Source organism: Priestia sp. SB1 (assembly GCF_038898415.1).
The window spans coordinates 5036-30831 of record NZ_JBBJSS010000012.1; the positions used below are offsets into that span (position 1 = coordinate 5036).

General features: G+C 36.9%; 28 protein-coding genes and 1 riboswitch. Of the genes, 20 read left to right on the plus strand and 8 right to left on the minus strand.

The window, feature by feature from the left end; all coding sequences use genetic code 11:
- From WKH56_RS31260 to WKH56_RS31270, 3 genes are all read left to right on the plus strand, one after another.
- The coding region (locus WKH56_RS31260; protein WP_342837352.1) for a 3D domain-containing protein at window positions 1–520 on the plus strand (520 nt) is incomplete at its 5' end.
- A gap of 208 nt (window positions 521–728) precedes the next feature.
- A complete protein-coding gene (locus tag WKH56_RS31265) occupies window positions 729–1490 on the plus strand; it encodes a M15 family metallopeptidase (RefSeq protein WP_028414360.1) in 762 nt (253 codons plus the stop codon).
- Between the two features lie 229 nt (window positions 1491–1719).
- Window positions 1720–1842 (plus strand): YjcZ family sporulation protein, encoded by a 123-nt coding sequence (locus WKH56_RS31270; protein WP_074682883.1) that lies wholly within the window; start codon window positions 1720–1722, stop codon window positions 1840–1842.
- Between the two features lie 53 nt (window positions 1843–1895).
- On the opposite strand, the gene WKH56_RS31275 is transcribed toward WKH56_RS31270, so the two are convergent.
- The gene (locus tag WKH56_RS31275) at window positions 1896–2432 is read right to left on the minus strand and encodes an SH3 domain-containing protein (RefSeq protein ID WP_033580693.1); all 537 of its coding nucleotides are present in this window, start codon (window positions 2430–2432) and stop codon (window positions 1896–1898) included.
- A gap of 161 nt (window positions 2433–2593) precedes the next feature.
- Window positions 2594–2767: a hypothetical protein gene (locus WKH56_RS31280; RefSeq protein ID WP_165573906.1), complete on the minus strand. Its 174-nt coding sequence runs from the start codon at window positions 2765–2767 to the stop codon at window positions 2594–2596.
- Window positions 2768–2914: 147 nt separating this feature from the next.
- On the opposite strand from WKH56_RS31280, the gene WKH56_RS31285 reads away from it, so the two are divergent.
- The 4 genes from WKH56_RS31285 (at window position 2915) to WKH56_RS31300 (ending at window position 6642) form a co-directional block, all read left to right on the plus strand.
- On the plus strand, window positions 2915–3745 hold the full coding sequence (locus tag WKH56_RS31285; protein WP_034268110.1) for a GNAT family N-acetyltransferase: 831 nt from the start codon (window positions 2915–2917) through the stop codon (window positions 3743–3745).
- Between the two features lie 476 nt (window positions 3746–4221).
- On the plus strand, window positions 4222–5673 hold the full coding sequence (gene cls, locus WKH56_RS31290) for a cardiolipin synthase (RefSeq protein ID WP_310884162.1): 1452 nt from the start codon (window positions 4222–4224) through the stop codon (window positions 5671–5673).
- Between the two features lie 174 nt (window positions 5674–5847).
- Window positions 5848–6339, plus strand: a complete 492-nt coding sequence (locus WKH56_RS31295; RefSeq protein WP_048020659.1) for a YflT domain-containing protein — start codon at window positions 5848–5850, stop codon at window positions 6337–6339.
- A gap of 75 nt (window positions 6340–6414) precedes the next feature.
- A complete protein-coding gene (locus tag WKH56_RS31300) occupies window positions 6415–6642 on the plus strand; it encodes a hypothetical protein (protein ID WP_028414355.1) in 228 nt (75 codons plus the stop codon).
- A gap of 232 nt (window positions 6643–6874) precedes the next feature.
- Here WKH56_RS31300 and WKH56_RS31305 read toward each other — a convergent pair whose 3' ends face one another.
- Window positions 6875–7084, minus strand: a complete 210-nt coding sequence (locus WKH56_RS31305) for an alpha/beta-type small acid-soluble spore protein (protein WP_016762907.1) — start codon at window positions 7082–7084, stop codon at window positions 6875–6877.
- Between the two features lie 266 nt (window positions 7085–7350).
- Here WKH56_RS31305 and WKH56_RS31310 point away from each other — a divergent pair, with 266 nt between their 5' ends.
- Both WKH56_RS31310 and WKH56_RS31315 read left to right on the plus strand, forming a co-directional pair.
- Window positions 7351–7845, plus strand: coding sequence for a carboxylesterase family protein (locus tag WKH56_RS31310; RefSeq protein WP_230683432.1), 495 nt, complete (start codon window positions 7351–7353; stop codon window positions 7843–7845).
- 138 nt (window positions 7846–7983) lie between these two features.
- Window positions 7984–8982, plus strand: coding sequence for a LacI family DNA-binding transcriptional regulator (locus tag WKH56_RS31315; RefSeq protein WP_028414353.1), 999 nt, complete (start codon window positions 7984–7986; stop codon window positions 8980–8982).
- A 61-nt stretch (window positions 8983–9043) separates the two neighbouring features.
- Here WKH56_RS31315 and WKH56_RS31320 read toward each other — a convergent pair whose 3' ends face one another.
- Window positions 9044–10324, minus strand: coding sequence for an MFS transporter (locus tag WKH56_RS31320; RefSeq protein WP_033580688.1), 1281 nt, complete (start codon window positions 10322–10324; stop codon window positions 9044–9046).
- Between the two features lie 424 nt (window positions 10325–10748).
- Here WKH56_RS31320 and iolG point away from each other — a divergent pair, with 424 nt between their 5' ends.
- From iolG to WKH56_RS31355, 7 genes are all read left to right on the plus strand, one after another.
- Window positions 10749–11771 carry an inositol 2-dehydrogenase gene (gene iolG / locus WKH56_RS31325; RefSeq protein WP_028414351.1) on the plus strand — a complete coding sequence of 341 codons (1023 nt, stop codon included), beginning with the start codon at window positions 10749–10751 and terminating at the stop codon, window positions 11769–11771.
- Window positions 11772–11850: 79 nt separating this feature from the next.
- Window positions 11851–12858, plus strand: coding sequence for a 5-dehydro-2-deoxygluconokinase (gene iolC, locus WKH56_RS31330; RefSeq protein WP_033580687.1), 1008 nt, complete (start codon window positions 11851–11853; stop codon window positions 12856–12858).
- A gap of 73 nt (window positions 12859–12931) precedes the next feature.
- Window positions 12932–14389 (plus strand): CoA-acylating methylmalonate-semialdehyde dehydrogenase, encoded by a 1458-nt coding sequence (locus tag WKH56_RS31335; protein WP_028414349.1) that lies wholly within the window; start codon window positions 12932–12934, stop codon window positions 14387–14389.
- 112 nt (window positions 14390–14501) lie between these two features.
- Window positions 14502–16436, plus strand: coding sequence for a 3D-(3,5/4)-trihydroxycyclohexane-1,2-dione acylhydrolase (decyclizing) (iolD, locus tag WKH56_RS31340; protein WP_310884163.1), 1935 nt, complete (start codon window positions 14502–14504; stop codon window positions 16434–16436).
- An 84-nt stretch (window positions 16437–16520) separates the two neighbouring features.
- Complete coding sequence (gene iolE / locus WKH56_RS31345) at window positions 16521–17417, plus strand: myo-inosose-2 dehydratase (RefSeq protein WP_028414347.1); 897 nt, start codon at window positions 16521–16523, stop codon at window positions 17415–17417.
- Window positions 17418–17477: 60 nt separating this feature from the next.
- On the plus strand, window positions 17478–18503 hold the full coding sequence (locus WKH56_RS31350; RefSeq protein WP_048020653.1) for a LacI family DNA-binding transcriptional regulator: 1026 nt from the start codon (window positions 17478–17480) through the stop codon (window positions 18501–18503).
- A gap of 134 nt (window positions 18504–18637) precedes the next feature.
- Window positions 18638–19426, plus strand: coding sequence for a 5-deoxy-glucuronate isomerase (locus WKH56_RS31355; RefSeq protein ID WP_034268093.1), 789 nt, complete (start codon window positions 18638–18640; stop codon window positions 19424–19426).
- Between the two features lie 243 nt (window positions 19427–19669).
- Here the strand turns inward: WKH56_RS31355 and WKH56_RS31360 are convergent, their stop codons facing one another.
- The 3 genes from WKH56_RS31360 to WKH56_RS31370 all read right to left on the minus strand — a co-directional run bounded on the left by WKH56_RS31360 (window position 19670) and on the right by WKH56_RS31370 (window position 21896).
- The gene (locus WKH56_RS31360) at window positions 19670–19888 is read right to left on the minus strand and encodes a hypothetical protein (protein WP_013055227.1); all 219 of its coding nucleotides are present in this window, start codon (window positions 19886–19888) and stop codon (window positions 19670–19672) included.
- Window positions 19889–20237: 349 nt separating this feature from the next.
- Complete coding sequence (locus tag WKH56_RS31365; protein ID WP_028414344.1) at window positions 20238–21104, minus strand: YitT family protein; 867 nt, start codon at window positions 21102–21104, stop codon at window positions 20238–20240.
- Window positions 21105–21485: 381 nt separating this feature from the next.
- On the minus strand, window positions 21486–21896 hold the full coding sequence (locus tag WKH56_RS31370; RefSeq protein ID WP_028414343.1) for an Lrp/AsnC family transcriptional regulator: 411 nt from the start codon (window positions 21894–21896) through the stop codon (window positions 21486–21488).
- Between the two features lie 195 nt (window positions 21897–22091).
- A riboswitch (PreQ1 riboswitch) is annotated at window positions 22092–22136 on the plus strand.
- A 9-nt stretch (window positions 22137–22145) separates the two neighbouring features.
- Between WKH56_RS31370 and WKH56_RS31375 the strand changes: the two genes are divergently transcribed.
- From WKH56_RS31375 to WKH56_RS31385, 3 genes are all read left to right on the plus strand, one after another.
- Entirely contained in the window at window positions 22146–22634 is a 489-nt protein-coding gene (locus tag WKH56_RS31375; RefSeq protein ID WP_028414342.1) for a QueT transporter family protein, read from the plus strand.
- Between the two features lie 435 nt (window positions 22635–23069).
- Window positions 23070–23519, plus strand: coding sequence for a hypothetical protein (locus WKH56_RS31380; protein ID WP_028414341.1), 450 nt, complete (start codon window positions 23070–23072; stop codon window positions 23517–23519).
- A gap of 69 nt (window positions 23520–23588) precedes the next feature.
- Complete coding sequence (locus WKH56_RS31385) at window positions 23589–23834, plus strand: hypothetical protein (protein ID WP_028414340.1); 246 nt, start codon at window positions 23589–23591, stop codon at window positions 23832–23834.
- Window positions 23835–24095: 261 nt separating this feature from the next.
- Here WKH56_RS31385 and WKH56_RS31390 read toward each other — a convergent pair whose 3' ends face one another.
- Window positions 24096–24773 (minus strand): MFS transporter, encoded by a 678-nt coding sequence (locus tag WKH56_RS31390; protein ID WP_168761436.1) that lies wholly within the window; start codon window positions 24771–24773, stop codon window positions 24096–24098.
- A gap of 297 nt (window positions 24774–25070) precedes the next feature.
- On the opposite strand from WKH56_RS31390, the gene rluF reads away from it, so the two are divergent.
- Window positions 25071–25787 (plus strand): 23S rRNA pseudouridine(2604) synthase RluF, encoded by a 717-nt coding sequence (gene rluF, locus WKH56_RS31395; RefSeq protein ID WP_014461744.1) that lies wholly within the window; start codon window positions 25071–25073, stop codon window positions 25785–25787.
- Window positions 25788–25796 lie beyond the last annotated feature (9 nt).

Here is a 25796-nt window from a genome sequence, read left to right on the forward strand (position 1 = left end):
GCAAGCTCAAGCAGCAGCACAAGCACAGGCAGCACAAGAACAAGCACAAAAAGAACAAGAGCAAGCTCAAGCAGCAGCACAAGCACAGGCAGCACAAGAGCAAGCACAAAAAGAACAAGAGCAAGCTCAAGCAGCAGCCCAAGAGCAGGCACAAAAAGAACAAGCAGCTCAACAGCAACAACAACAAGCTCAGCAACAACAGCAACAGCAGTCTCAACAGCAAGCTAGCGGCAAGTCTATGACTGTTGAAGCAACAGCTTATACAGCTAACTGTGCTGGATGCAGTGGTACGACAGCTACTGGAGTAAATTTAAAATCAAATCCAAATCAACGAGTAATTGCGGTTGATCCTAGCGTTATTCCATTAGGTTCAAAAGTATACGTTGAAGGTTATGGTCAAGCTGTAGCGGCAGATACGGGTGGCGCAATTAAAGGAAATCGAATTGACGTATTCGTTTCTTCAGATAGTGCTGCACAAGACTGGGGCAGAAGATCAGTTAAAATTACAGTTATCGACTAATACTAGTCTTATAGAATAGAAGTAAGAAGAGATGTCTTTTAGAAGACATCTCTTTTTTTATGCTTAAAATAAACGTTTGAAAAAAATAGGTCGGGGCATACTGAAATTTATAGTAGGAATTAGTTTGTTATATTAGTAATTATTTCTTAATTTATATACAATGTTTGAGTGTCTTAAAAAGCTTAAATTATGTCAGGAGTATAGAAATATGAAATTTTATAAAAAAATAGCATTACTAATAGTGCTGGGTGTGATCGCAGGATTCTCGTATCTAGGCTATCAGGGATTATTTCGGCACGACGATCATTTGAACACGTCTGATCATAATCCTTTATCTTCTTCTAAACAGAAGCAAAATAGCATAGAAGTTGTTGGGAACCCCGAATCCATTGCCGTGCTAGTAAATAAACAAAATCTTCTTCCTGATCACTATGAACCCGCTGACCTTGTATACCCGGACGTTCGGTTTATATTTAAAGAAAAAATTGAAAAGCGACAAATGCGTACAGAAGCAGCAAAAGCGTTAGAAAGAATGTTTTCAGCTGCTGAACGAGAAGGGATTTACCTAGCCGGTGTTTCCGCTTATCGTTCTCAAATTCGCCAGGAATCTCTTTATCAAGCGTACATAAAGCAAGATGGAGAAGCGGCAGCCAGTCATTATAGCGCCCATCCAGGCAGTAGTGAGCATCAGACTGGTTTAAGTATAGATGTATCAAGCAGCACAGGTAAGTGTGCGGCTCAAGATTGTTTTAAAGATACTCCTGAAGCCAAATGGATTGAAAGAAATTCATATAAATATGGATACATTGTTCGCTATCCAGAGGGAAAGCAGCAGATTACAGGTTATAAATATGAGCCGTGGCATATACGATTTGTCGGAAAAGAACTTGCCTCTAAAGTGTATAAAAAAGGAATTACGTTAGAAGAATATTATAATGACTACATGCAAGTTGATAATCCAGTTCAATAAAAAAGAAGAGTTATATAAACTTTTCTTTTTTTGTATTGCTGGAATATACCCTTACTTTAAAAGTTGGAACGAGGGAAAGATGTAGAGATGAACCACGGGATGCTATATCCTATGCCTTACTAGTAAAAGAGTTAACGCTTATAAATTATAATGAATTTTGTGATGAAGAATACTCATGTTCGTTTTCATTTCCCTTCACATATTCTACAAAAAAGGGAGGTGAAAGAAAATGAGTTTTTACGGAGGTTATGGTTATGGATACGGAGCAGGTCACGGAAGTAGCTTTGCGTTAATCGTTGTGCTATTTATTTTACTAATTATCATCGGTGCTTCATGGGCAGGGCACTATTAATAAGGTGTCCATAAATAAACTCCCTTGAAATAATTCAAGGGAGTTATCTATTTTTATCTATAACTAGGTAACTGTAAGTACGAAGTGCTTACATATCCTTTAAAGCCGTTGTATTCTACAAAAGCCCAATCAAATGAAAGCTTGTTATCTTTTGAGTAGCCCCAAGCTAAGAAGCTGACGCTTTTTCCTTTAGGAACAGTTGTTACAACTTTGTTGCTTGTGCTAGGCCCTGTGCGTAAATTAAGGTTAGCAGCTGTATGAACAGTAGTAGGGACTTTCATTAAATAGGAAGTACTGATATATCCGGTGCCGCCAATTATTTTAATGGCAGCCCAGTCTGCATTTACAAACTTGACTACTTCAATTTGATCTTTTTTTCTTAATGTATCAAGAATCTTTCCCTGAGTGCTAGGTTTTGAACGTATATTGAGTACGTTTGCTGTCACTTCATATACGCTGAACGGTGCGTTTATTTTTTCTGCTGCACTTGCTGTTTGCTCGTGAGTGAATGGCAGTGTTCCAGATAGAGATGAAAAAGTAAAGCCAGCTGCTAATGCAAAAACCGATATAGATTTTGTAATTGTCTTCATGCGAATATCCAACTCCTTAGTGAAATAGGTTATATCTTTTTCTATAACACTAAGAATAAAGAATACTTGTTTCTAAATTGTTACCAACATGCATCCTAGTTGTAAATTTACGAAAGGTCTGTAAAAAGGTTTATTTCACAGACCTTTTAATAGCGCTATTGTTACTCACCCTCGCGATCTTCCGTTGATTTATGAAAAGAAAAATATACAAAAATTGATAATACTGTCCCATAAATGCTCCACAAAGCTAAAGCAAAAATAAATTCTTTCTGCAGGCAATAAATAATGGTTAAAGCAACTAGTGCAATAAAACTTATTAAAATGGTCTTTTTCATAAGCACCCCGCCTATTTAGTTTAATTACTCTATACGCTTTTTGATTGTGCTTTACCCTATAATTATTCGGTCATTGCGCTAAAGATGAAAGGAAAAAGTTAAACAAAGCCGAACTTATAATAAAAAGAGAGATGCAGGAGGATACGTATGTTAAAACAACATGTACTAGAAGATATACAAAAGCTACAGTCTATTTGCCAACAAGAAGAAAAAATAGAGCTGAAGCTGAATTTTGACATGTTACGAAGTCGAAAACAAAATGAAGTTAACGATTTTTTTTATTATGAAAATAATCAGCTTGTTGGATTTATTGGTCTTTATGGGTTTGGGAATACAGTAGAAATATGCGGAATGGTCGATCCTAGCTATCGCCGAAAAAAGATTTTTTCAAAGCTGTTTTCTCAAGCTTTACATATGTGTAAGAAGCGTGAGTATACAGAGATTTTATTAAATGCTCCTGGCGATTCGATTTCAGGCAGGGAGTTCTTAAAGAAGATTCCATGTTCATTTACTTTTTCAGAATATCAAATGAAGTGGGTGAAAAAAGAATTAGAAGATGATAATCCCTTTGTTACACTTCGCTCTTCCCTATTAGATACCGATATGAAAATGGAAATGCAAGTTGATATGGAATGCTTTGGTATGTCTTTAACAGAAGCAGCTGCTTATTATGAGCAAATGAAAACGGAAGAACAGCAAAATCATTTTATCGTAGAGTACAATAGTCAGGCGGTTGGAAAGTTAAGGGTATCTTATGATAAAAGCGAAGCATGGATTTATGGATTTGGTATTTTACCTTCCTATCAAAAATTGGGAATAGGAAAGGCTGCTTTAAAACAAGTCGTTTTACAGCAGCATCAGCTAGGATATGATGTATTTCTTGAGGTTGAAGCAAAAAACAAACGCGCTTTGCAACTTTACGAAACATGCGGCTTCGATTCATATCACGTGCAGGATTATTACGTATACAGCTTGTAAATAAAAAACACGGAAATCTTAGATTTTCGTGTTTTTTATTTACATATTAGATGATATGTGCATTTTTGAGTGAATAATGAGAAAGTAGAGAAAAAGTGATATGCCCGTTGATAAAAACAGGGAAGGCCATACAAATAAGATCGGAGCACTGCAAGCAAGGATACACGTAAGAATACCTCCAATAAATGCTTTTCTAAATAATTGATAAGCCGTATACCCCAGGCTAATACTGACAAATACATTGATGAGGCTAAGAAAAATAAACGAAAAAAACAAATTATCTCCCCCTTGTTTTTAATACACAATAAAAAGAAATATTTTACATTTTTAGTGTAGCAAAAAAGAAAAAACAATAAAATTTGGATCCTAAAGATGAAAAAGAAAGCCATCTGTGTTATGTATAGTAAAGTGAATGAGAACGTTAAAAAAGGGAATGAGTTAATAAAGTGATGTAGTAGAAAGAAAGGAGTAAAAGGATGGAATTTGCCCATATCTTTACACTAAGTGTATCTGTTGTAACAGCTATTAATATTTTATTAGCCAGTATTCTTATTTTCATTGAACGAAGAGATATAGGATCTACATGGGCGTGGCTTCTTATTTTATTTTTTATACCAATTGTCGGTTTTATTGTATATCTATTCTTTGGAAGACAGCTAAAACAGAAAAACTTTTATAAATTGTCATCTGATGAGCGGGAATATTTAAGATCTTCAGTGGAAGAGCAATTAAAAGAGCTTAAAGCGACCCATGAATATCGAAATGATTTATTAATCCAACATAATAAACTGCTGTTCACTAATTTAAATTCTTCTAAGTCACTTGTGCGCATCGACAACGAAATTGATATCTTCAGTGACGGTAATCAAAAATTTGAGGCATTGTTTGAGGATATTCGAAATGCTAAAAAAGAAATTAATATTCAATATTATATTATTCAACGAGATAATCTTGGGAAAAAATTAAGAGATGAGCTAACAAAAAAAGCAAAAGAAGGCATAAAGGTTCGCGTTCTTTATGATGAAGTAGGATCTAGAAAAATGACGCCATCATTCTTTAAGGAGCTTATTTCATATGGCGGCGAAGCACAGGCATTTTTCCCTTCAATTCTTCGCTTAATTAATTTTCGGATTAACAATCGAAATCATCGAAAGCTTTGTATTATCGATGGTGAAGTAGCATACATAGGAGGATTTAACGTAGGAGATGAATATTTAGGGTTAGATCCAAAAATGGGTTATTGGAGAGACACTCATTTTCGCATTAAAGGAGAGTCAGTGAACGATATTCAAGGGCGATTCATTTTAGATTGGCATCAAGCAACAAAGCAGCCAATTGAACTGGAACAATTTTTGCATCGTACAGAAACTCATTCTGGAACAGTTCCTGTACAAATTGTAGCAAGCGGTCCCAATTCGACTACCCAGCACCTGAAAAACATGTATATCTCATTGATTATGTCGGCCAAAGAAAGTGTATACCTTCAAACGCCTTACTTTATTCCTGACGCAAGCTTTATGGATGCTTGTAAAATTGCTTTATTATCTGGAGTAGAGATTCATATTATGATTCCAAACAAACCTGATCATCCTTTTGTTTATTGGGCTACGTGGTCTCATGTAGGGGAACTGCTGGCATACGGTGCGAATATTTATCTCTATGAAAAAGGCTTTTTGCATGCTAAAACGATTGTAGTAGATAATGAAGTGTCTTCTGTAGGAACGACGAATATCGATCCGCGAAGTTTCAGCCTTAATTTTGAAGTGAATGCAGTTGTATATGACCAACCTATTTCCAAAAAGTTGCAGAACCTGTTTCTTGAAGATGTGCAATGCAGTTCAAAATTAACGTTTGAACGATATAAAGAGCGCTCTCTTCTTATAAAATTTAAAGAAGCGGTATCTCGCTTACTGTCACCAATTTTATAATAAAAATCATTGATATCATGAAACAGACTTGAATTTTTAGATTCAGGTCTGTTGTTTTATTGGTTTCTCCTTGTAAGGAGAGCTAGAGATAAAGTTAAAAAGTTTTACCAAAAAATCCAAGGGTATTAATACTATAACAAGCTAAAAAATGATAATACCTAGGAGGAATAGAAAATGACAAAAAATGTAGTAGGTACGTATGATTCAGAAGAGGCCGTTATTACAGCGATTCGAAATTTAAAAACACAGGGATATCCGGACAGTGCACTTTCTGTTTTGACAAACAGTGGTCCGCATCATGAAAATACAGAAGTGATTGAGCGTTCTGCAGGAATCGATGTGCAAACAGTTGATACAGATCAACACTCAAAGCACCATCAATCCTTTATGGAGAAAATAAAAAATGCTTTTACTTCGTCTGAAGAAAAAATGGATCAAGATGTTAATCGAATCGAAAATCAATTAACCGAATATGGTGTACCTGCTGCGGAAGCTTCCTCGTATGTATCTGATCTTAAAAACGGAAAAGTTTTGCTGATGATAGACGCAGTTGAGCATGATAAACACAATTCAGCTCTAGGACAAACCGTGACACCTGCTGAAAAATCAGCTGAACCAATGAATGAAAAAATGTTATACGGCAATCACGAAAATAAAATAAGGTAATGTTGAAGGAACTAAATAAGATAATAAAAGACTGCGTTCTTAAATAAAAGCTAGTTAACGAAAGGAAGGGGACCGATGAGAAATCTAGAAAAAACGGAATATGAACTTGACTATTTAAAACAGCAGCAAGAAGTTAATCAAGAGCTCATCAAAGTTTCACAGTCTCTTGTCGCTACGTTAAAACAGTATGAAGAAGAACCGACCAATACAGAAGTGTTAGCTGTAATCGCTGATTTAGAAGGTCAGCAAGAACAGCTCAAAGCAAAGACCGAAAAGATATCTGAAGAGCTTGCACATTTATAAAGTGAGATAAAAGAAGTTCCTATAAAAGGAACTTCTTTTTATGTTTTATTATACACAGTCTATTGTGAGAGAAAGAGAATCTTATATAACCGGATGTGAACGTTATGGGGGTAGTGATTTTGTTTTAGATACATATAGATGAGAAGGAACGCGATAAGACATTATATAAAAATGGGAAAAAGGAAGAACGGTCATTCGCTCTTCCTCCAGCCGTATTGCTTATGATAGTGATTTAGAAACGTCCGCCGCCAAGTTGCTGTTCAGCCATTTGCACAAGGCGTTTTGTGATTTCTCCGCCTACTGAGCCGTTTGCGCGTGCAGTTGTGTCAGGACCAAGAGTTACGCCAAATTCGCTAGCGATCTCATACTTCATTTGATCGATTGCTTGTTGAGCACCGTGTACTGCTAATTCGTTGCTGCTCTTATTTCTGCTGTTTGCCATCATAATCAACTCCTTTTATAAGGTTAAGATTATGATTTGATTAATAGATAGTTTTTATACATAAAATAAAAAAATTTTTTCAAGGACTTATAGAATATGCTTATTGGAATATAGTTACGAAGTTTTCCACTAGGTAACGGAAAATAATTATGTGTAGAAAGAGAGAGAGGTCACGTAAAATAGAACACAATTAAGTAAACGGTTACATATTATTCGAAATAGAATGAGAATTTTAATATTCCTATTCTATTTATAAAGAATCACTGATGGCACTAATTCAAGAATATGTTGCTAAAAATCCTGATATTGATCCCAATAGAATCTATATCGGAGGAGCATCTAACGGCGGATATATGACTTTGCTTATGATTCGTGATTATCCAAACTATTTTGCAGCAGCATTTCCAGTATGTGAAGGACTAAATGATAGATTAATTACGGATCAAGATCTTGAAAAGATGAAAGAAACGCCTATTTGGTTCGTAGCCGCTAAAAATGATACGGTTCTTCCACCAACGATTAACACTCTTCCAACTTATGAACGTTTGGTGAAAAGCCATGCAAATAATGCTTATTTATCACTATTTGAAGATGTGCATGACACCACGGGTTTATACAAAAATAATGATGGTTCGCCCTATCAGTATAACGGGCATTCATCTTGGATATATCTGTATAATAATGAACCCAACGCTAAAATAAATGGAGCTACAACAACCATAATGGAATGGATGAGCAAGCAATCGTTGAACAACAATTAATCATTTATAAAAAAGCTGTTTCAAGTAGAGCAGCTTTTTTTATGTCTCTTTTAAAGCTAAAGCATATATCTAAAATAAACGATTGAATACTTTCGTGATAAAATAAGGAAAGAGATCACGAAGAAAGGAACAGTGAAAGTGAAACCAACCATTTACGATGTTGCGAAAAAAGCAGGGGTATCGATAGCCACTGTATCCAAAGTAATCAATCAGACAGGCCGTATTAGTGAAAAAACGATAAAAAAAGTAAATGAAGTAATGATGGAATTAGATTATCAGCCTAGCAGTGTTGCAGCTGCGTTAACTGGGAAAAAGACATACACAATTGGCGTGCTAGTTCCTGACATCTCTAATCCTTTTTTCGCAGAGGTAGCAAGAGCTTTTGAGAATAGTGCCAGAGCAGCGGGATACACGCTTTTTTTATGCAGTACGGATCATCAAACAGAACGTGAGCATGAATACATAGATCTTTTATTCAAAAAGCAAGTAGATGGAATTATTATCGCAACCGAACTAAATGATACGAAGCTCGTAAAGAAAATTGTGAAGCATGATGTACCACTTGTATTGTTTTCAGTTGATCATCCTTCTATCTCAACGCATGTAGTGACAATTGATAACGTTCGCGGAGGATATATCGCAGGTACGTATTTAATAGAAAAAGGTCATCAATCGGTAACGATTATCACTGAAAAAGATAGAAAAAGCAGTGAGGGGCGATTAGCAGGATTTAAACAAGCGCTCACAGAGGCAAATTTATCACTAGAAAATCAGTCCATTATCAGCTGTTATTCAACAGTAGAAGATAGCAGAAGAGCAAGTAAACAGCTGCTTTCTTTGCCTAATAGGCCGACAGCAGTCTTTGCATGCACGGACTTAATTGGAATATCCCTCATAAATGAGGCAAGAAAGCAGGGGCTTTCAATTCCAGGAGATCTGTCGGTAATTGGATTTGATAATACAATTTATGCGGATATTGCTGAGCCTGGTTTGACAACGATTGAACAACCTATTTCGCAGATGGCAACTAGTACGTTCGAACAGCTGTTAAAGTCTATGAAAAAAGAAGAGCATGCAAAGCAGCGAATAACAATTATTCCAGAACTAGTAGAACGTGCGTCGGTAAAAAAGCTATAAAACAGAGAAAAGAAAAAGCTGCATGTGCCCAGGCACATGCAGCTTTTTTACTTAATAATATTTATAGAGAGACCGGATTTTTGACTTCGTTTATTGTTTCGCCTTTGACTGTTGTTTCTGTTGGAATTGTAAGGAAACCCGTTAAAAAAGCTCCAAAGAAATATAGGCAAGCAAAGATCCAGATTACGCCGCCCGTGCCTAAAAGACCTATGAAAATAGTTACAATTAAAGGGCCTACAAAAGCAGAAAGTCCAGATCCTAAATTCAATACGGACATCGCAGCTCCTTTATTCTCCGGAGCTAAGGAAGGCACTAACGCTGTAAGAGGGACATATCCTGCCAGTGTTGCACCGTAACAGCATGCGACAATCATCATTACCCAATAATTATGTCCTACGAATTGAGGTACATAGTAAAGAGCGAGTGTTACAATTCCGCATCCTACTCCACCAAACCATTTGATTGTATTTACCCAGCCAAATTTATCTCCAACAATACCAAAAATAATATTAAAAGCCATATTCACAAAAAACAGAGTGCCCCAGATTTGAAGCCATTCGCTCATTGTGAAATCGTGTTTCATCATATAGGTTGGCAAGAAGACAACAAATCCAAATTGAGCAGCGGAGTTAATAATCTTTACAACTCCACCGATTCCTACTTTAGGGTTCTCAAATGCAATTGTAATCCCTTTCATTAATTCTTTTGTTTTGTTATCGCTTACTTTTTGAACGGTAAATCTGTCTTTATTCATGATAATTGAAAAGATTCCGCCGATCAAAACAAAAAGTAAACCACTCCACAAGGTAGCAATTTCGCCGATTTTAGGAACCATGTAACTGGAATAAAAAGCTCCGATTACGCTTAAACCAAGCTGGAAGACAAACCAAAACCAGCCTACTGCTTTTGAAAGCATTTCCTGGGGCGTGCGGTAAGACACCCAGACCAAGAATGAGTAAGCAAATAGAGGGTAGCCAAATCCTCTAAGAGCATAACAAATTAATATAATTGTGTAATTCATAATATGAAGTCCTATACCTATAAATCCAATTGAACCAATAATAAAGGATATCAAGCCGAATGCCATTGCTTTTCTAGGACCCCACAGCTGAACCAGTACGCCGGAGAACCAGGAAGAAATAGAGACCGTAATACCGTAAACGGTAAAAAGTAAAGCAGCATGTTCAATGGTTAAACCTCTTTCTACAAGATAAGGAGATAACCATCCTTGTTCTAAGCCATCGCCAATCATAAAAACAATAATACCTATGTATCCCCACGTTAAATGAGAAGGGATCCCAATCCTGTCAAGAGCTGTTTTTCTGGAAATAAATTCATTCATTTTTCCACACCACCAGATCGATTATTTTGTTGAAAACATCAAACTAATTTGGTTAAGCGCTTAATCTATTTGATAAAAAGTATACGCTTACATTTTTTAAACGTCAATTAAAATTTTAAATATATCTAATTTTCAATTAAATGATTTCAACAGTGGAAATAGTAGTAGATAAGATTATAATAACTTGCCCTTATTATAAGAATACTTAAATATAGAGAATTCCCTTAATTTTAAGCATAAATAGATAAAAATAAGGTTTTTCATACTGTACAATCAGATGAATAAAAAACAAATATTCTAAATAATCTATAAAAAATGTTGCATTTCGAAAAACAGTATGTATAATTGGAAATAGGAAAGCGCTTAACCTAAAAATAGGTTTAAGCGAATGTTTTCTTAACTTTTAATTAAAGGGGAAAATAAGATGGGGATTCTTACAATTGGAATAATTGGTGCTGGACGAATAGGTAAATTACATGTTGATAATTTAAAATTAATGCCGCAAATAAAAATTAAAGCGGTTTCAGACGTAGTGGTAGATCATTTGCACGAGTGGGCTGCAAGTAAAGGAATTTCAACGTTAACAACAAATTATCAAGATTTATTAGCAGATTCAGAAATTGATGCCGTTTTCATTTGTTCGCCAACGAATACGCACGCATCGATTATTGAAGAAGCTGCTCGAGCGAAAAAGCATATTTTCTGTGAAAAGCCCGTTAGTTTTTCAGTAGAAGAAACAATCCAAGCGTTAGAAGTAGTAAAAGAACACGGCGTACAGCTTCAAGTTGGCTTTAACCGACGATTTGATCCCAACTTTAAAAAAGTGCATGATCTTGTACAGCAGGGAGAAGTAGGGCAGCCGCACATTTTAAAAATCACCTCCAGAGATCCTCAGCCTCCGAGTCCAGAATACGTCCGCGCTTCAGGAGGATTGTTCATGGATATGATGATTCATGATTTTGATATGGCTCGTTATGTAATGGACAGTGAAGTAATTGAAGTATCGGCTTACGGGACGACGCTCATCGATCCTGCTATTGAAGAAGCAGGGGATATAGATACGGCAATTGTGTCATTAAAATTTGCAAACGGAGCTTTAGGCGTGATTGATAACAGTCGTCAAGCTGTCTACGGTTACGACCAGCGCCTTGAAGTTTTTGGTGAAAAAGGTTCCGCTACTGCTGATAATTGCCGTCCAACTACAGTAGAAATATCAACAGGCGAAAGTGTAGTGAAAGAGAAGCCGCTATATTTCTTCCTTGAACGCTATACACAAGCATATATAGATGAAGTAACACAGTTTGCAAGAGCAATTATGGAAAATCAAAGCGTAATTTGTACAGGTAACGATGGATTACAGGCAGAACGAATTGCTAAAGCAGCAAAAAAATCTTTACTATCAGGGCAGCCAGTGAAGATTGAACATAAAAAATACGCAGTGAATTAATGATAGAAATGTGGGCTGAAAGAGAATATCTTGCTCTTTTCGCCTTTTTAGGAAAGCGCTTAACTAAGGAGGAGTAAAGATGAATCCGCTTGTTTTTAAAGAAAATCGTGAGTTAGATTTTATCGCTATCGGTCGCTTATGTATTGATTTAAATGCAAATGAAACACAGCGTCCAATGGAAGAGACTAAAACATTCACTAAATATGTAGGAGGCTCTCCAGCTAATATTGCGATTGGAGCAGCAAGGCTAGGTTTAAAAACCGGTTTTATCGGAAAAGTATCAGATGATCAAATGGGCCGCTTCATTACTGGGTATCTTCAAAAAAATAAGATTAATACAGATAGTATTGCTGTCGATAAAACAGGGGCTGTAACGGGGCTTGCTTTTACGGAAATCAAGAGCCCTACAGATTGCAGCATCTTAATGTATCGAGATAACGTAGCGGATTTAAAACTAGATCCTACAGAAGTATCAGAAGAATATATTAAGAAGTCAAAGGCTCTTTTAATATCTGGAACCGCTCTTGCACAAAGTCCTTCTCGTGAAGCTGTATTTCTAGCATTAGAATACGCACGCAAGCATGAAGTTGTAGTGTTTTTTGATATTGACTATCGTCCATATACATGGGAATCGGAAGCTGAAACGGCAGTCTATTTTAATTTAGCTGCTGAAAAATCAGATGTGATTATTGGTACGCGAGAAGAGTTTGACATGATGGAAAAACTTTTAAATTATGAAGAATCTAATGATCAAGTAACAGCAGAGCGCTGGTTTTCTCACCATGCTCAAATCGTCGTGATTAAGCATGGTGGAGAAGGATCTATTGCCTATACAAGAGATGGTAAGTCTCACCGTGGAGGAATATTTAAAACAAAAGTTCTGAAAACGTTTGGTGCTGGTGATTCCTATGCTTCAGCCTTTATTTATGGATTGATGCAAGGACTGGAAATTCCACAGGCAATGCGATTGGGGGGTGCCTCCGCTTCGATTGTCATTTCAAGACACAGTTGTTCAGATGCTATGCCGACAAGCGTTGAGCTCTTCAACTTTATGGAGACAGCAACTGAAGTTTTGCAGGAAGCCTAATAAACAAAGGGAAAATCTTGAGAGATTAAAGGAATAGAAGCTTATTAAAATCAGATAAAGGGAGAGATATTCTATGACGCAAACAGCAGTAAAAACAGTAAAAAACTATATTGGTGGACAATGGATTGAATCAGCTGCATCAAAAACGGAACCTGTGTATAACCCAGCAACAGGTGAATTAATCGCACAGGTACCTCTTTCTACAAAAGAAGACGTAGATCAAGCGGTGCAAGCAGCAAATGAAGCGTTCAAAGGGTGGGCAAAAACAGCTGTGCCTAAACGTGCACGAATTTTATTCAAGTATCAGCAGCTATTAGTAGATAACTGGGATGAATTAGCAAAGTTAGTGACAGTTGAAAACGGAAAAAGCTTTAACGAAGCGCGAGGTGAAGTGCAGCGTGGAATTGAATGCGTAGAATTCGCGGCAGGAGCTCCTACGTTAATGATGGGGAAACAGCTTCCTGATATTGCAACAGATATTGAGTCTGGCATGTACCGCTATCCAATTGGCGTCATTGGAGGAATTACACCGTTCAATTTTCCAATGATGGTTCCTTGCTGGATGTTCCCGCTTGCGATCGCTTGCGGCAATACATTTGTGTTAAAGCCTTCTGAGCGTACGCCGCTGTTAGCTGCAAGATTAGCTGAGCTGTTTGAAGAAGCTGGTTTGCCAAAAGGTGTATTAAATATTGTAAACGGCGCGCATGATGTGGTAAACGGTCTTCTTGAACATAAATTAGTGAAAGCTATTTCGTTTGTAGGTTCCCAGCCTGTAGCTGAGTACGTGTACAAAAAAGGTACGGAAAACTTAAAGCGTGTTCAAGCTTTAGCCGGTGCTAAAAACCATTCAATTGTATTAAATGATGCAGATTTGAACGTAGCAACAAAACAAATTATTGGAGCCGCTTTTGGTTCAGCAGGTGAACGCTGTATGGCAGCATCTGTTGTTACTGTACAAGAAGAAATTGCGGATCAGCTAATTGAAAGATTAGTAGAGGAAGCAAATGATATTGTAATTGGCGACGGCTTAGAAGAAAACGTCTTCTTAGGACCAGTCATTCGTGAAAATCATAAAGAGCGTACGCTCAGCTATATTGAATCAGGCGTGCAAGAAGGAGCGGAGCTTATTCGTGACGGTCGCACAGATGCAGCAGTAAATGGCAAGGGCTACTTTGTCGGACCAACGATTTTTGATCATGTTACGCAAGAAATGAAAATTTGGCAAGATGAAATTTTTGCACCTGTGCTGTCTATTGTACGTGTGAAAACATTAGAAGAAGCTATTGAAGTAGCTAATAACTCTCGATTTGCAAACGGTGCTTGTATTTATACAGATAGCGGCGCAAGCGTACGTGAGTTCCGTGAAAATATTGAATCTGGTATGTTAGGAGTAAATGTAGGGGTACCGGCACCTATGGCATTCTTCCCATTCTCTGGCTGGAAAGATTCTTTTTACGGTGATCTTCATGCAAATGGTACGGACGGCGTGGAGTTTTATACAAGAAAGAAAATGGTAACAACGCGCTGGTAAGTGATTCATTAAAAATCGCATTCCATTTTAAAAGGAGGTATCAGGAATTAAAGATATTCCTTATGCTTCCTTTTTTAAAATCGCAATCTAGTATTAGAAGGGAGAAAGAAGCATGGAAACAGTTAGAATGACGACGGCACAAGCATTAGTGAAGTTTTTAAATCAGCAGTATGTTGAATTTGATGGAAAGCAGCATCAGTTTATTAAAGGGATTTTTACAATTTTCGGGCACGGAAATGTAGTAGGTCTTGGGCAAGCTTTGGAAGAAGAACCAGGAAATCTAGATGTATATCAAGGACGTAATGAACAAGGAATGGCCAATGCAGCGATGGCTTTTGCAAAACAAAAACATCGAAAGCAGATTATGGCTTGCACATCTTCAGTAGGACCAGGTTCGGCAAATATGGTTACAACGGCAGCAACAGCTTCAGCTAATAACATTCCAGTTTTGTTGCTTCCCGGCGATGTATTTGCAACTAGACAGCCTGATCCTGTTTTGCAGCAAATTGAACAGTCATATGATTTATCTATTTCTACAAACGATGCTTTCCGTCCAGTGAGTAAGTACTGGGATCGCGTAAGCCGCCCTGAACAATTGATGACAGCTATGATTAATGCGATACGTGTGTTAACGAATCCTGCAGATACGGGAGCTGTAACTATTTGTTTGCCTCAAGATGTGCAGGGAGAAGCATGGGACTTTCCAGCTTATTTCTTCCAAAAGCGCGTTCACCGCATTGAGCGTCGCCTTCCGACTAGGGACAGTCTAGCAGATGCAATTCAAGCAATAAAAACAAAGAAAAAGCCAATCATCATTTGCGGAGGAGGCGTTCGGTATTCAGAAGCTGCAAAAGAGTTAAAACAATTTGCTAGTGAGTTCCATATTCCATTTGGAGAAACTCAAGCTGGGAAAAGTGCCGTTGAAAGCGACTATCGCTATAATCTTGGCGGAATAGGTGTAACAGGAAACTCAGCTGCTAATACAATCGCTAAAGATGCGGATTTAGTAATTGGAGTAGGCACTCGATTTACTGATTTTACAACAGCATCTAAACAGCTTTTTCAACATCCCGACGTGCAATTTCTTACTATTAACACGTCTGAATTTCATGCAAATAAACTGGATGCCGTGAAGCTTGTAGCTGATGCAAAAGAAGGGTTGTTTGCTCTTAGGAAAGAGCTCATGTCAATTGGCTATCAGTCTGGTTATACGACAGAAATTGCAAGTGCAAAAGACGCATGGGAAGCAGAATTAGAGCGTCTACATAGCATACGTTTTACAGGGGCAGATTTTATTCCAGAAATAAAAGGTCATTTAGATGAAAGCTTAGCTGAATATGCAGAATCACTTGGTACTCAATTAACGCAAACAGAAGTAATTGGAGAGGTGAATAAGCTCCTTGATGACAACTCCGTCATTGTTGGTGCAGCTGGAAGTCTTCCAGGTGACTTACAGAGAATGTGGAAGTCTAATAAAGCCAATACCTATCATATGGAATATGGATATTCATGTATGGGATATGAAGTATCAGGTGCACTTGGAGTTAAGCTGGCTGAACCAGCTAAAGAAGTGTATGCGATGGTTGGAGATGGAAGCTATCAAATGCTGCATTCAGAGCTCATTACAAGCCTTCAAGAAAGAAAAAAGATAAATATTTTACTGTTTGATAACTCCGGATTTGGATGTATTAATAATCTTCAAATGTCAAATGGAATGGGGAGTTTTGGAACAGAGTTTCGCTATCGAAACGATGAAACAGGAAAATTAAACGGAAACGTGATGAAAATTGATTTTGCAGCCAGCGCCGCAGGCTACGGTGTAAAAACATATCGTGTAAGCTCTCTTGAAGAACTAAAAACGGCAATGGAAGATTCACAAAAACAAGAGACTTCTACATTAATTGATATTAAAGTGCTACCTAAAACTATGACAAACAGTTATGAATCGTGGTGGCATGTAGGAGTAGCAGAGGTATCTGAAAATCACCATGTACAAGAAGCCTATAAGGATAAAGTGAAAAATCTTGAAATGGCCAGAGGTTATTAACAAGCAAGAGAAATGGCCGATGTTGAGGGGAAACATTCGGTGAATATAATAGCGTTTTCAATTTGATATAGGGGAGAGGAAGACATGTTCAAGGAAAACACGGTCAAACTGGGGATTGCTCCAATCGCTTGGACAAATGATGACATGCCTGAACTAGGAGCTGAAAATACCTTTGAACAGTGTATCAGTGAGATGGCTTTAACCGGTTTTAAAGGAAGTGAGGTAGGAAACAAATATCCGCGAAATGTTTCGATCTTAAGGAAGGCATTATCACTTCGGAATTTAGAAATTGCAAGCGCATGGTTTAGTACATTTTTAACGACAAAGCCGCTGGAAGAAACGGTGACGCCATTTATTGAACATCGCGATTTTTTATACGAAATGGGAGCAAAAGTAATTGTTGTATCTGAACAAGGACACAGCATTCAAGGGATGATGGATGTACCTTTATTCAAAGAAAAGCCCGTGTTCACGCCAACAGAGTGGAGCAGCCTTATAGAAGGCCTGCACTATCTTGGGAAACTAGCAAGAGAGAAAGATATGCATATTGTCTATCATCATCACATGGGAACAGGCGTCCAAACAACAGAAGAAATTGAGCAGCTAATGGAGCTTACCAATCCAGAGCTTGTTTCGCTCCTATTTGATACCGGTCATCTTGTTTTTTCAGGCGAAGAACCTCTTTATATCTTAAAAAAATATCTTCATCGTATTAAACATGTTCATTTAAAAGATATTCGCCAAGAAGTAGTTGATCGAGTCAAACAACAAGACCTGAGCTTCTTGCAAGCGGTAAAAGAAGGAGCCTTTACTGTTCCAGGCGACGGAGTTATTGAATTTGATGAAGTATTTACTACGCTTGCCGCTTCTGATTATAACGGCTGGTTTGTCGTAGAAGCAGAACAGGATCCAGCGCTTGCTAATCCTTTTGAATATGCGTTAAAAGCAAGAAACTTTATTAAAGAAAAAAGCGGTCTTTAATTTCTATTGTAAAAGGTTTTACGCCTTTTATATGTTTATGAAAGGAAAGGAGGAGATGAAATGAAGCCAACCATCTATAGTGTGGCTGAAGAAGCAGGTGTATCAATTTCCACCGTATCAAAAGTTATCAATCAAACCGGTCACATTAGTGAAAGAACCAGACAAAAAGTAATTGAGGTTATGGGGCAGTTGAATTACCATCCAAGCGTCGTAGCATCTGCTTTAACAGGAAAGCCTACTAAAACGATTGGGCTTCTCGTACCCGACATCTCCAACCCTTTTTTTGCCGATTTGGCAAGAAGCATAGAAGACCGAAGTCATGAGCGAGGTTTCCATGTTGTAATGTGTAATACCGATAACGATGCGGAAAAAGAGAAAAAATATCTATCGCTGTTAATTCGTCAGAGAATCGACGGTTTAATTGTAGCATCTGCTTTTCGCAATGCTAATCTTTTAAAAAATATGCTGAAGCAAGATATACCCATTAGCGTTATTGCTTCAGAAATCCCTCACATATCTGTTAATACAGTGACAGTGGATGACTATAAGGGAAGCTATTTGGCGACTGATTATTTGCTATCTTTGCATCATAAAAAAATTGCGATTATTACAGAAAATGCAAAAAGTAATCACGCCCGTTTAGATGCTTTTCGAGATGCCATGCAAGAAAATGGAATCACTGTGTTACCTCAGCACGTTATTACGACCGAAGCAAGTATTCAAAAAGGATATGAAAGTGCTAAGCAAATTTTTTTAATGAAGGAGAAAGTGACGGCTATTTTTGCTTGTAACGATTTACTGGCTATTGGCGTCATACAAGCGGCAAAAGAATTCAACATTGATGTGCCGAATGACTTATCAGTGATTGGCTTTGATAATACCGTCCTTTCTACTACCATCACGCCCATGTTGACGACGGTAGCACAACCGACAAAAGAAATGGCTATAAACGTAGTGGATTTGCTGGTTAGAGAAATGGAATACTCAACGATGCATAAAGAACATTTACTTCTTGAGCCGAAATTGATTGTCCGGAAATCGACGGCTCCGTTACGAAGAAACGCCACAGCATCTGCAAATAATTGAATACAATCAAGAGTATTGCTGTTAATAAAAACTCTTCACAGTCACATATTCAAAAGAATGTATAAAGTCTATGAAGAAAAAATGAGTGATTAGTAAATTCTGATTGTGCTACTACATAAAGGAGGAAGTTAAACATGCTAGGTAAATTAGGTGAATTAAATAAAGGATACAACGTACTTACAGAAATGGCCGGTCAGCACAAAGATATGCTGATGGATATTGGGATTTATAATATGTCTCAAGGAAAAGAGGAAACTTTACTAGACAGCAGCAATGAAACGGCTATTCTTTTACTAGAAGGAAAGGTAAAGCTAGAGTGGGAAGGACATTCGAAAGAAATTCAGCGTGAGTCTCTTTTTGAAGAAGAGCCTTGGTGTTTGCACGTTTCGAAAAATGTGGAGGTTAAAATTACCGCGCTTGCCAATAGTGAAGTACTAGTTCAAAAAACGGATAATGAAAAAGAATTTTCATCAAAATTATATACGCCTGAAGACTGTCAAAATACAGTAGCTGGTGAAGGAGTATGGGAAGGTACCGCTCAGCGTGTCATTCGGACAATCTTTGATTATAATAACGCTCCTTATTCTAACCTTGTTATTGGAGAAGTTATTTCTTATCCAGGAAGATGGTCGAGCTATCCGCCTCATCATCATGATCAGCCTGAAGTATATTACTATCGTTTTGACAAGCCGCAAGGATTTGGCTGTGCAATGGTTGGAGAAGATGCATACCGTGTAGTTGATAATAGTTTTATTACAATTCCAGGTGAATTAGATCATCCTCAAGCAACGGCTCCCGGCTATGCGATGTACTTCTGCTGGATGATTCGCCATCTTGACAATAATCCATGGACAGACCGTATTATGGAAGAAGAGCATAAGTGGTTATTAGAGCCGGATGCAAAAATTTGGCCTGAAAAATAAATAAAACTCTTTATACGAAATGGGTTTCAAATGTTGAAAAGCCTCGAATAAAAAAATAATTATGCGTAAAATAATAGTTTATTTTTGTAAAATATGTTTTTATATGTTAAAGTATAGCTTGTATTAATATTCAGGCGATGATATCGCTCTTTTTGGCAGATTCCTTTTTTAGGAGTCTCTTTTTTTTCTAAACAGAAGCAAGAGATCGTATGTCAATCAAAAAAAGGAGATAAGCGTAGCCGCTTATCTCCTTTTCTTTTTAGCATTATCTAACGCTAAGTTCTTTTTCACTACTTTTTCTAAAGCAACTTCCACGTGAACATTTTTTTCATCGATGTCATTCACAAGCACGACGGTTCCTTTTCGTCCCTTAATCTTTAAATCATCACCCGTAGAAGGAATGTTTTCCCTCAGCTGGCTTAATAGAAGCTTTCTGTTTTCAAAAAAGTGGACAGCCACCATTTTATCTCACCTAATTTCATATGATATGTGTGATACAAAGATGTGTATATGAAATCCTTCCTATACATTATGCCGCCAGGGGTGGTTTTAGAACACGTTGAATAGACAATTGTTGCATCGATATATGAAATAAATAGGGTGGCATAGTTATAAATCTTCTATTCTTGGACATACTTATACTACTAATCTAAAAAGGGATGTGGATGAAAATGAAGGTGGCTATCGGATTAAGTGTATTTACGGTCGTTACAGGAGCAATTGCGTTAGGGTCAGTTTACTTTTTAGCAGGGATCTTTTCGTTTTTCTTAACGGTTTTTTCATAAAAAAATCCACCAAGAGGTGGATTTTTTTATTTAGCAGCGGCTTTTGTTTCATGAGGCGAATTGCCGATAAATCCAAATTTTCCGCCGACAACTTCTTTTACTTCGTGGATGACAATAAAAGAATTCGGGTCAATTTGCTGGATTTTCTTTTTAATTTTTAATAACTCGTTCTTTTTAATAACAACGTAGATAATGCGTTTATCTTTGTTGGCGTAGTAGCCATATCCATAAAAGATGGTAGCTGCATTTCCAAATTCACTGGTGATCACTTGCGCAATGTCTTTGTACTGATCAGACATAATCGTCATTGCTTTTTTGTTGTGGAAACCTTCGATAACAACATCGACGATTTTAGCACAAAGATAGACGAATATAAAAGTATAGAGGGTATTGTTGACGCCAATAGCAAAAACAGATGCTAAAATAATGACGCTGTCCATGTAGAACATGCTTTTCGAGATATTGTAGCCTTTTGTGTAGTTTAATAAATAAGCTAAAAGAGTTGTGCCGCCGGTAGATCCATCCGCGATAAAAATGAGTGCCAGTCCTGTTCCCATTAGTAAAGCCCCGAATACAATTCCTAAAATCATGTCGTGAACGTGAAAAGGAATATAGCTGACCAGACCTAAGAAAACGGACGTCATGACAGCTCCTAGAATCGTATAGAGAATGGTTTTTTTAGTTAGAAATTTATAAGCTAAGGCAATGAATACAAGGTTCACAAGAAATGTGCTGATACTTGTAGGGATATGAAATAAATAATATAAAACAAGAGCAATACCAACCGTACTTCCGTCACCTAATTTATTTGGAATGACGAAAAAATCAATGGATGCAGCAACTAAAAGCGCTCCGGCAATAATTAAAATGATGTCTTTATAGATTGTTTTCAATATGCAAACCTCCCTGATCATTAGGATATTTTCACGTGGAATCTTGTTTTTACTAGTGTTTCACAAATGATAAAATAAAAAACGTCTTAGAAATTGTCTAGTTATAAAACTGATCAACTTCTAAGACGAAGAATTACGATACTTGTATAGGTCTTGATCCGGCTTTTCTATGCTTCGATGTCACCGATTATATAAACCTCTGATCGCTATGTCAACGCTATGAGAGATGTTCAACTTTTCAAAAAATAGAAGGCGGTTTCCTGTATAAAAAAGAATCCTTTGCGACGGCGCAAAGGATTTTCAAATTTATTGGAATAGGGGGAATACGTTATTAGAATTGCCATTTTCATAAATTAATATACCTTTATTTTTTTAAAAAATTTATTTGTTAATGACGATTGAAAGTTTGTAATTCACATGCTGATTTAGCTCTGTCAAAAAATCATTTAATTCTTCATTCGAATGAAATTTACATTCTAGTAAGTAGCAGCCATCGCCGCTGATTTTAAAGTTGTTGATGACGTACTTCTTCTGACTTTCTACAAATGTAAGGTAGGGGTGGTGATGAATGCTCTGCGTATAGATATTTAAAAATGCATGGACGGTGTAGCCAAGTTTTCGTTCATCAATGTTAATTGTATAGCCTTTGATAATGCCTTCATCTTCTAACTTTAATACTCTAGCAGAAGCGGCTTGTCCGGTTAAATGCACTTTTTCTCCTAATTCTTTCATCTTCATACGTCCATTTTTTGATAGCTCTTCTAGTATGCGCTTATCTGTATTATCTAACATCGCTACAAATCCTTTCGTATTTCAAATCAAAAGGGTTAACTACTTTATGTCACCTATGTATACGGATACGTCTTCTATTTTATAATAAAGAAAAGTAAGAAAAAAGAGCAGTCAATATGGAAGACATGAAAGCAGCAGTAGTTTGCAAACAGCTAGATTGACGAAAGCTTAAGCTTGCTGTATGATTCTTTGAGTGTTTACGTGGTTCGTAACCATCCCACGTTAAAAAACTAAGGAGAGAATAGTAAGATGAATATAAGAACACTTTGCGTCAACGGTCTTTTAGCAGCTATGTATATTGCTGTTAGCATGTTAATTCAGCCGTTTGGCTTCACCAATATCCAATTTCGTATATCAGAAATGTTCAATCATTTGATTGTATTTAATAAAAAGTACGTGTACGGCATTGTACTAGGGGTATTTCTGACGAATTTGTTTTTTTCACCAATGGTCGCTTATGATCTGGTGTTTGGGGTAGGACAATCTGTACTATCATTACTCATTACCATTTTTTCTATGCGCTATATTAAAAATATGTGGGCTCGTATGCTTATTAATACACTTGTGTTTACGTTTACGATGTTTATTATTGCGTTTGAACTGCACCTAGCATTTGATTTACCATTTTTCTTTACATGGTTAACAACAGCTGTTGGTGAGTTTGTGGTTATGCTTGTTGGAGCACCAATTATGGCGGCAATTAATAAACGTGTACAATTTAATAAGCTAGTTGGATAAAAAGATGTGGCTGTGATAAATCTCACAGCCGCATCTTTTTTTCTTTGTTATTCTATAAGTGTAGTGATAAACCCCTTATTATTGAAGAGCTTTTCACGCATGGACAAATTACCCATATCTAGCATGTAAAAAGAGCAGGTCGCTATTGCGTTCTGCTCTTTTTGCGTAACGCAATAGCGAGTATTCAATTAGATTATTTTGAAAGAAGAAGTGACAAATCTCACAGCGCGTTCTTTTTTCTTTTGTTACGATATACATATAGTTGGCAAACTCCTTATCGAAAAGTTTTTCGCACAACAACACATTACCTATGCGTAGCAATTAAAAAAGCAGACCGACAAGGTTTGCTTTTTTAATTGTGTATTTTTACCATTAAATAACTTTTTTGAGTTATAATTGTAAAATAATCTTTGTTACGAGAGAGGGGATTATTTTTTGAATAGAAAGTTAGGAATTCTTGTTTTATTAGTGTTAGCTATCTTATTTGCCGGGTGTTCAAAAGAAGAAGACAACGTTCCTTTAAGAGAACTAGAAAAGATCCATATTAACGTCATCAAAGAACAAAAGATGAAGCAAGGGATTTCGTATGAATTGGAATTCGTAAACAAGAGCGATTTGACCATCAAACAAAACGACGTATTTTTATCGTATCCACTAAAAATAAAAAACGGTTATTCTGAAAATAAATTTAAGGTGTTAGCAGAAGGCAATAAGTTAAATATTAAGCCAAAACAAAAGGTAAAGTTGACTGCATTTCTTCCTTATAAAGGAATTAATAAAGAAGCGTTAGCTATTGATGAGCCTGACGTAAAGTGCATAGGATATTGGAATAAGATCGATGACTACCATCAATTTTCTTTTGGAGGATCTTTGAAGCGAGAATAACACATGGATCTGTTAAATAATGGAACTTATGAAGCGTGAAATCGTATATAAATCAAGGGGGAGATTTTATTGAAGAGATATGGACTATTTATCATTAGTTTCATCGTTTTCTTGGGTAGCTTTCAACTGCTATCAGGAATGATTCTTACGCTCTTATATGTTCCAGAAAGTTCGACTATGTGGAGCTCAATCGAAGGATTATCAAGTAAAGTAACGTTTGGCAGTTATTCTGGTAGCTTTGCTTTTATGATTCCCGCTGTAGCAGCTACAGCCGCTTTTTTTATCTCTAAAAAATGGGTTAGGAAAAGTGTATAAGAAACTAATAGCGGTGGTGAATAAACAGTGAATGTAGACACGGATAGATTAGTTAGCTTCTTTATTTTATGGGGAACACCCGCTGCTTTTAGTATAATAGAGTACTTTAAACTGAGTAAGACTGAAAAACAAGAAGCTATACGAGACTTAACATCATTAAAATCGATTATAACAACAGGCTTTATATTGATTGGAGGAGTGATGGCGAGTTTAGGTAGAGTATTATCGCTGCTGCCTCTGCACATTATAGGTACTTTTATTTTAGTCATTGGTGGTATCGCGGGCGCTATTGAAGCATGGAAAACAGAAAAAAAGAGAGGTATTATTATTCTTGCTTTCATAGTATCTATGATTGCTTTTACATTTGTAATATAAATTCGGCATGTAACAAGAGCTGCTCATGACTTGAGCAGCTCTTGTTAGTTTCTTATTTATTGCGTCTCCAGCTGCTGGTCTTTTTTCTTTAACGTAAGAAGCGAGCAGGAACGAAACGATAGCGAAAGCTACATAATAGACGGTATGGACCCCGCTTGTCATACTTTTTATTTGTAACAGCGTTTTATTCGTTTCATTTGATTGTTGAATAAAGTGCTGAGAAGCCATTGTCATAATACTTGTATACAAAGCGGGTCCAATTGCGCTTGAAACTTGGTTAATCGTATTTGAAATGGCTGAACCGTGAGCGTGAAGCGGTTTAGGTACTTGATTTAAAGCAAGCGTCATTACGGGTCCTATGCTTAAACCTACGCCAATTGTAAAGGCAGCGTATAAAATAGCTGCAGTCATCGTAGTTGTTTCTCTTGAAATGGTAGTGAACAAACTTAAAATAAACGTTAAAAGAATTAAACTTGTTAAAAGCAGCGGTTTAAATCCAATTTTATCAAACAAACTTCCTCCGACCATAGCTGTTAGAGCCAGCGTTACTCCTCCTGGAAGCATAAGAAAACCTGATGGTAGCAACTCTATACTGATCAGTCAATCTAGACGTTTAGGTCTTGCATAGAAGTGGAGATTGACGTTAGTTTGACAGGTGTAAGCATTGCTTGAAATGTTAAGAATAAGATTACAAAGTATTTTGGATCTATACTTCTATTGCTGTTAAAAAAATATAGTCAAGTAATGAAATTAAAAGAAGACGAGAAGCGTATAGCATGTTACGATAGGGACGGTATAGAAATTGACACATATCGGTTTCTAATAGAAGAGACAAATTTTAAAATTTTTAAATGTAAGGTTGTGATTCACCTGAGACTGAATAAATTTATTAGCGAATCTGGCAAAGCGTCAAGACGCGGGGCAGATAAGTTAATTAGTGAAGGAAGAGTAACCGTTAATGGAAAGGTTGCAAAAATCGGAGATCAAGTTAAGCCTGGCGATGATATTCGAGTAAGTGGCCAACAGCTTCGGATTGCTCGAAATAATGTATATATTGCACTTAATAAACCAGTCGGCATTACAAGTACGAGTGAGAAAAAAGTAAAGGGAAACATCATTGACTTAGTCAATCACCCTTTGCGTATTCATCATGTCGGACGACTAGATAAGGATTCAGACGGCTTAATTTTACTTACAAATGACGGCGATATTATTAACGAAATTTTACGTGCAGAAAACAAGCATGAAAAAGAATATATTGTTGCAGTAGATAAGCCGATTACACCCGAGTTTATCAAAAACATGTCTGAGGGAGTAAAAATTTTAGGTACAAAAACGCTTCCTTGTAAAGTGACACAGCTGTCTAAGTACGAGTTTCAAATTATTTTAACACAGGGCTTAAATCGTCAAATTCGCCGTATGTGTGAAGTGCTCGGATATGAAGTATACCGACTTCAGCGTACGCGTATTATGAATATTCACTTAAACAACTTGCCTGTTGGGCAATGGAGAGATTTAACGAAAAAAGAGCGTACGCAGCTATTCAAAGAATTAGACTATGAACCTAAAGAGTGGTAAATCAAAAGA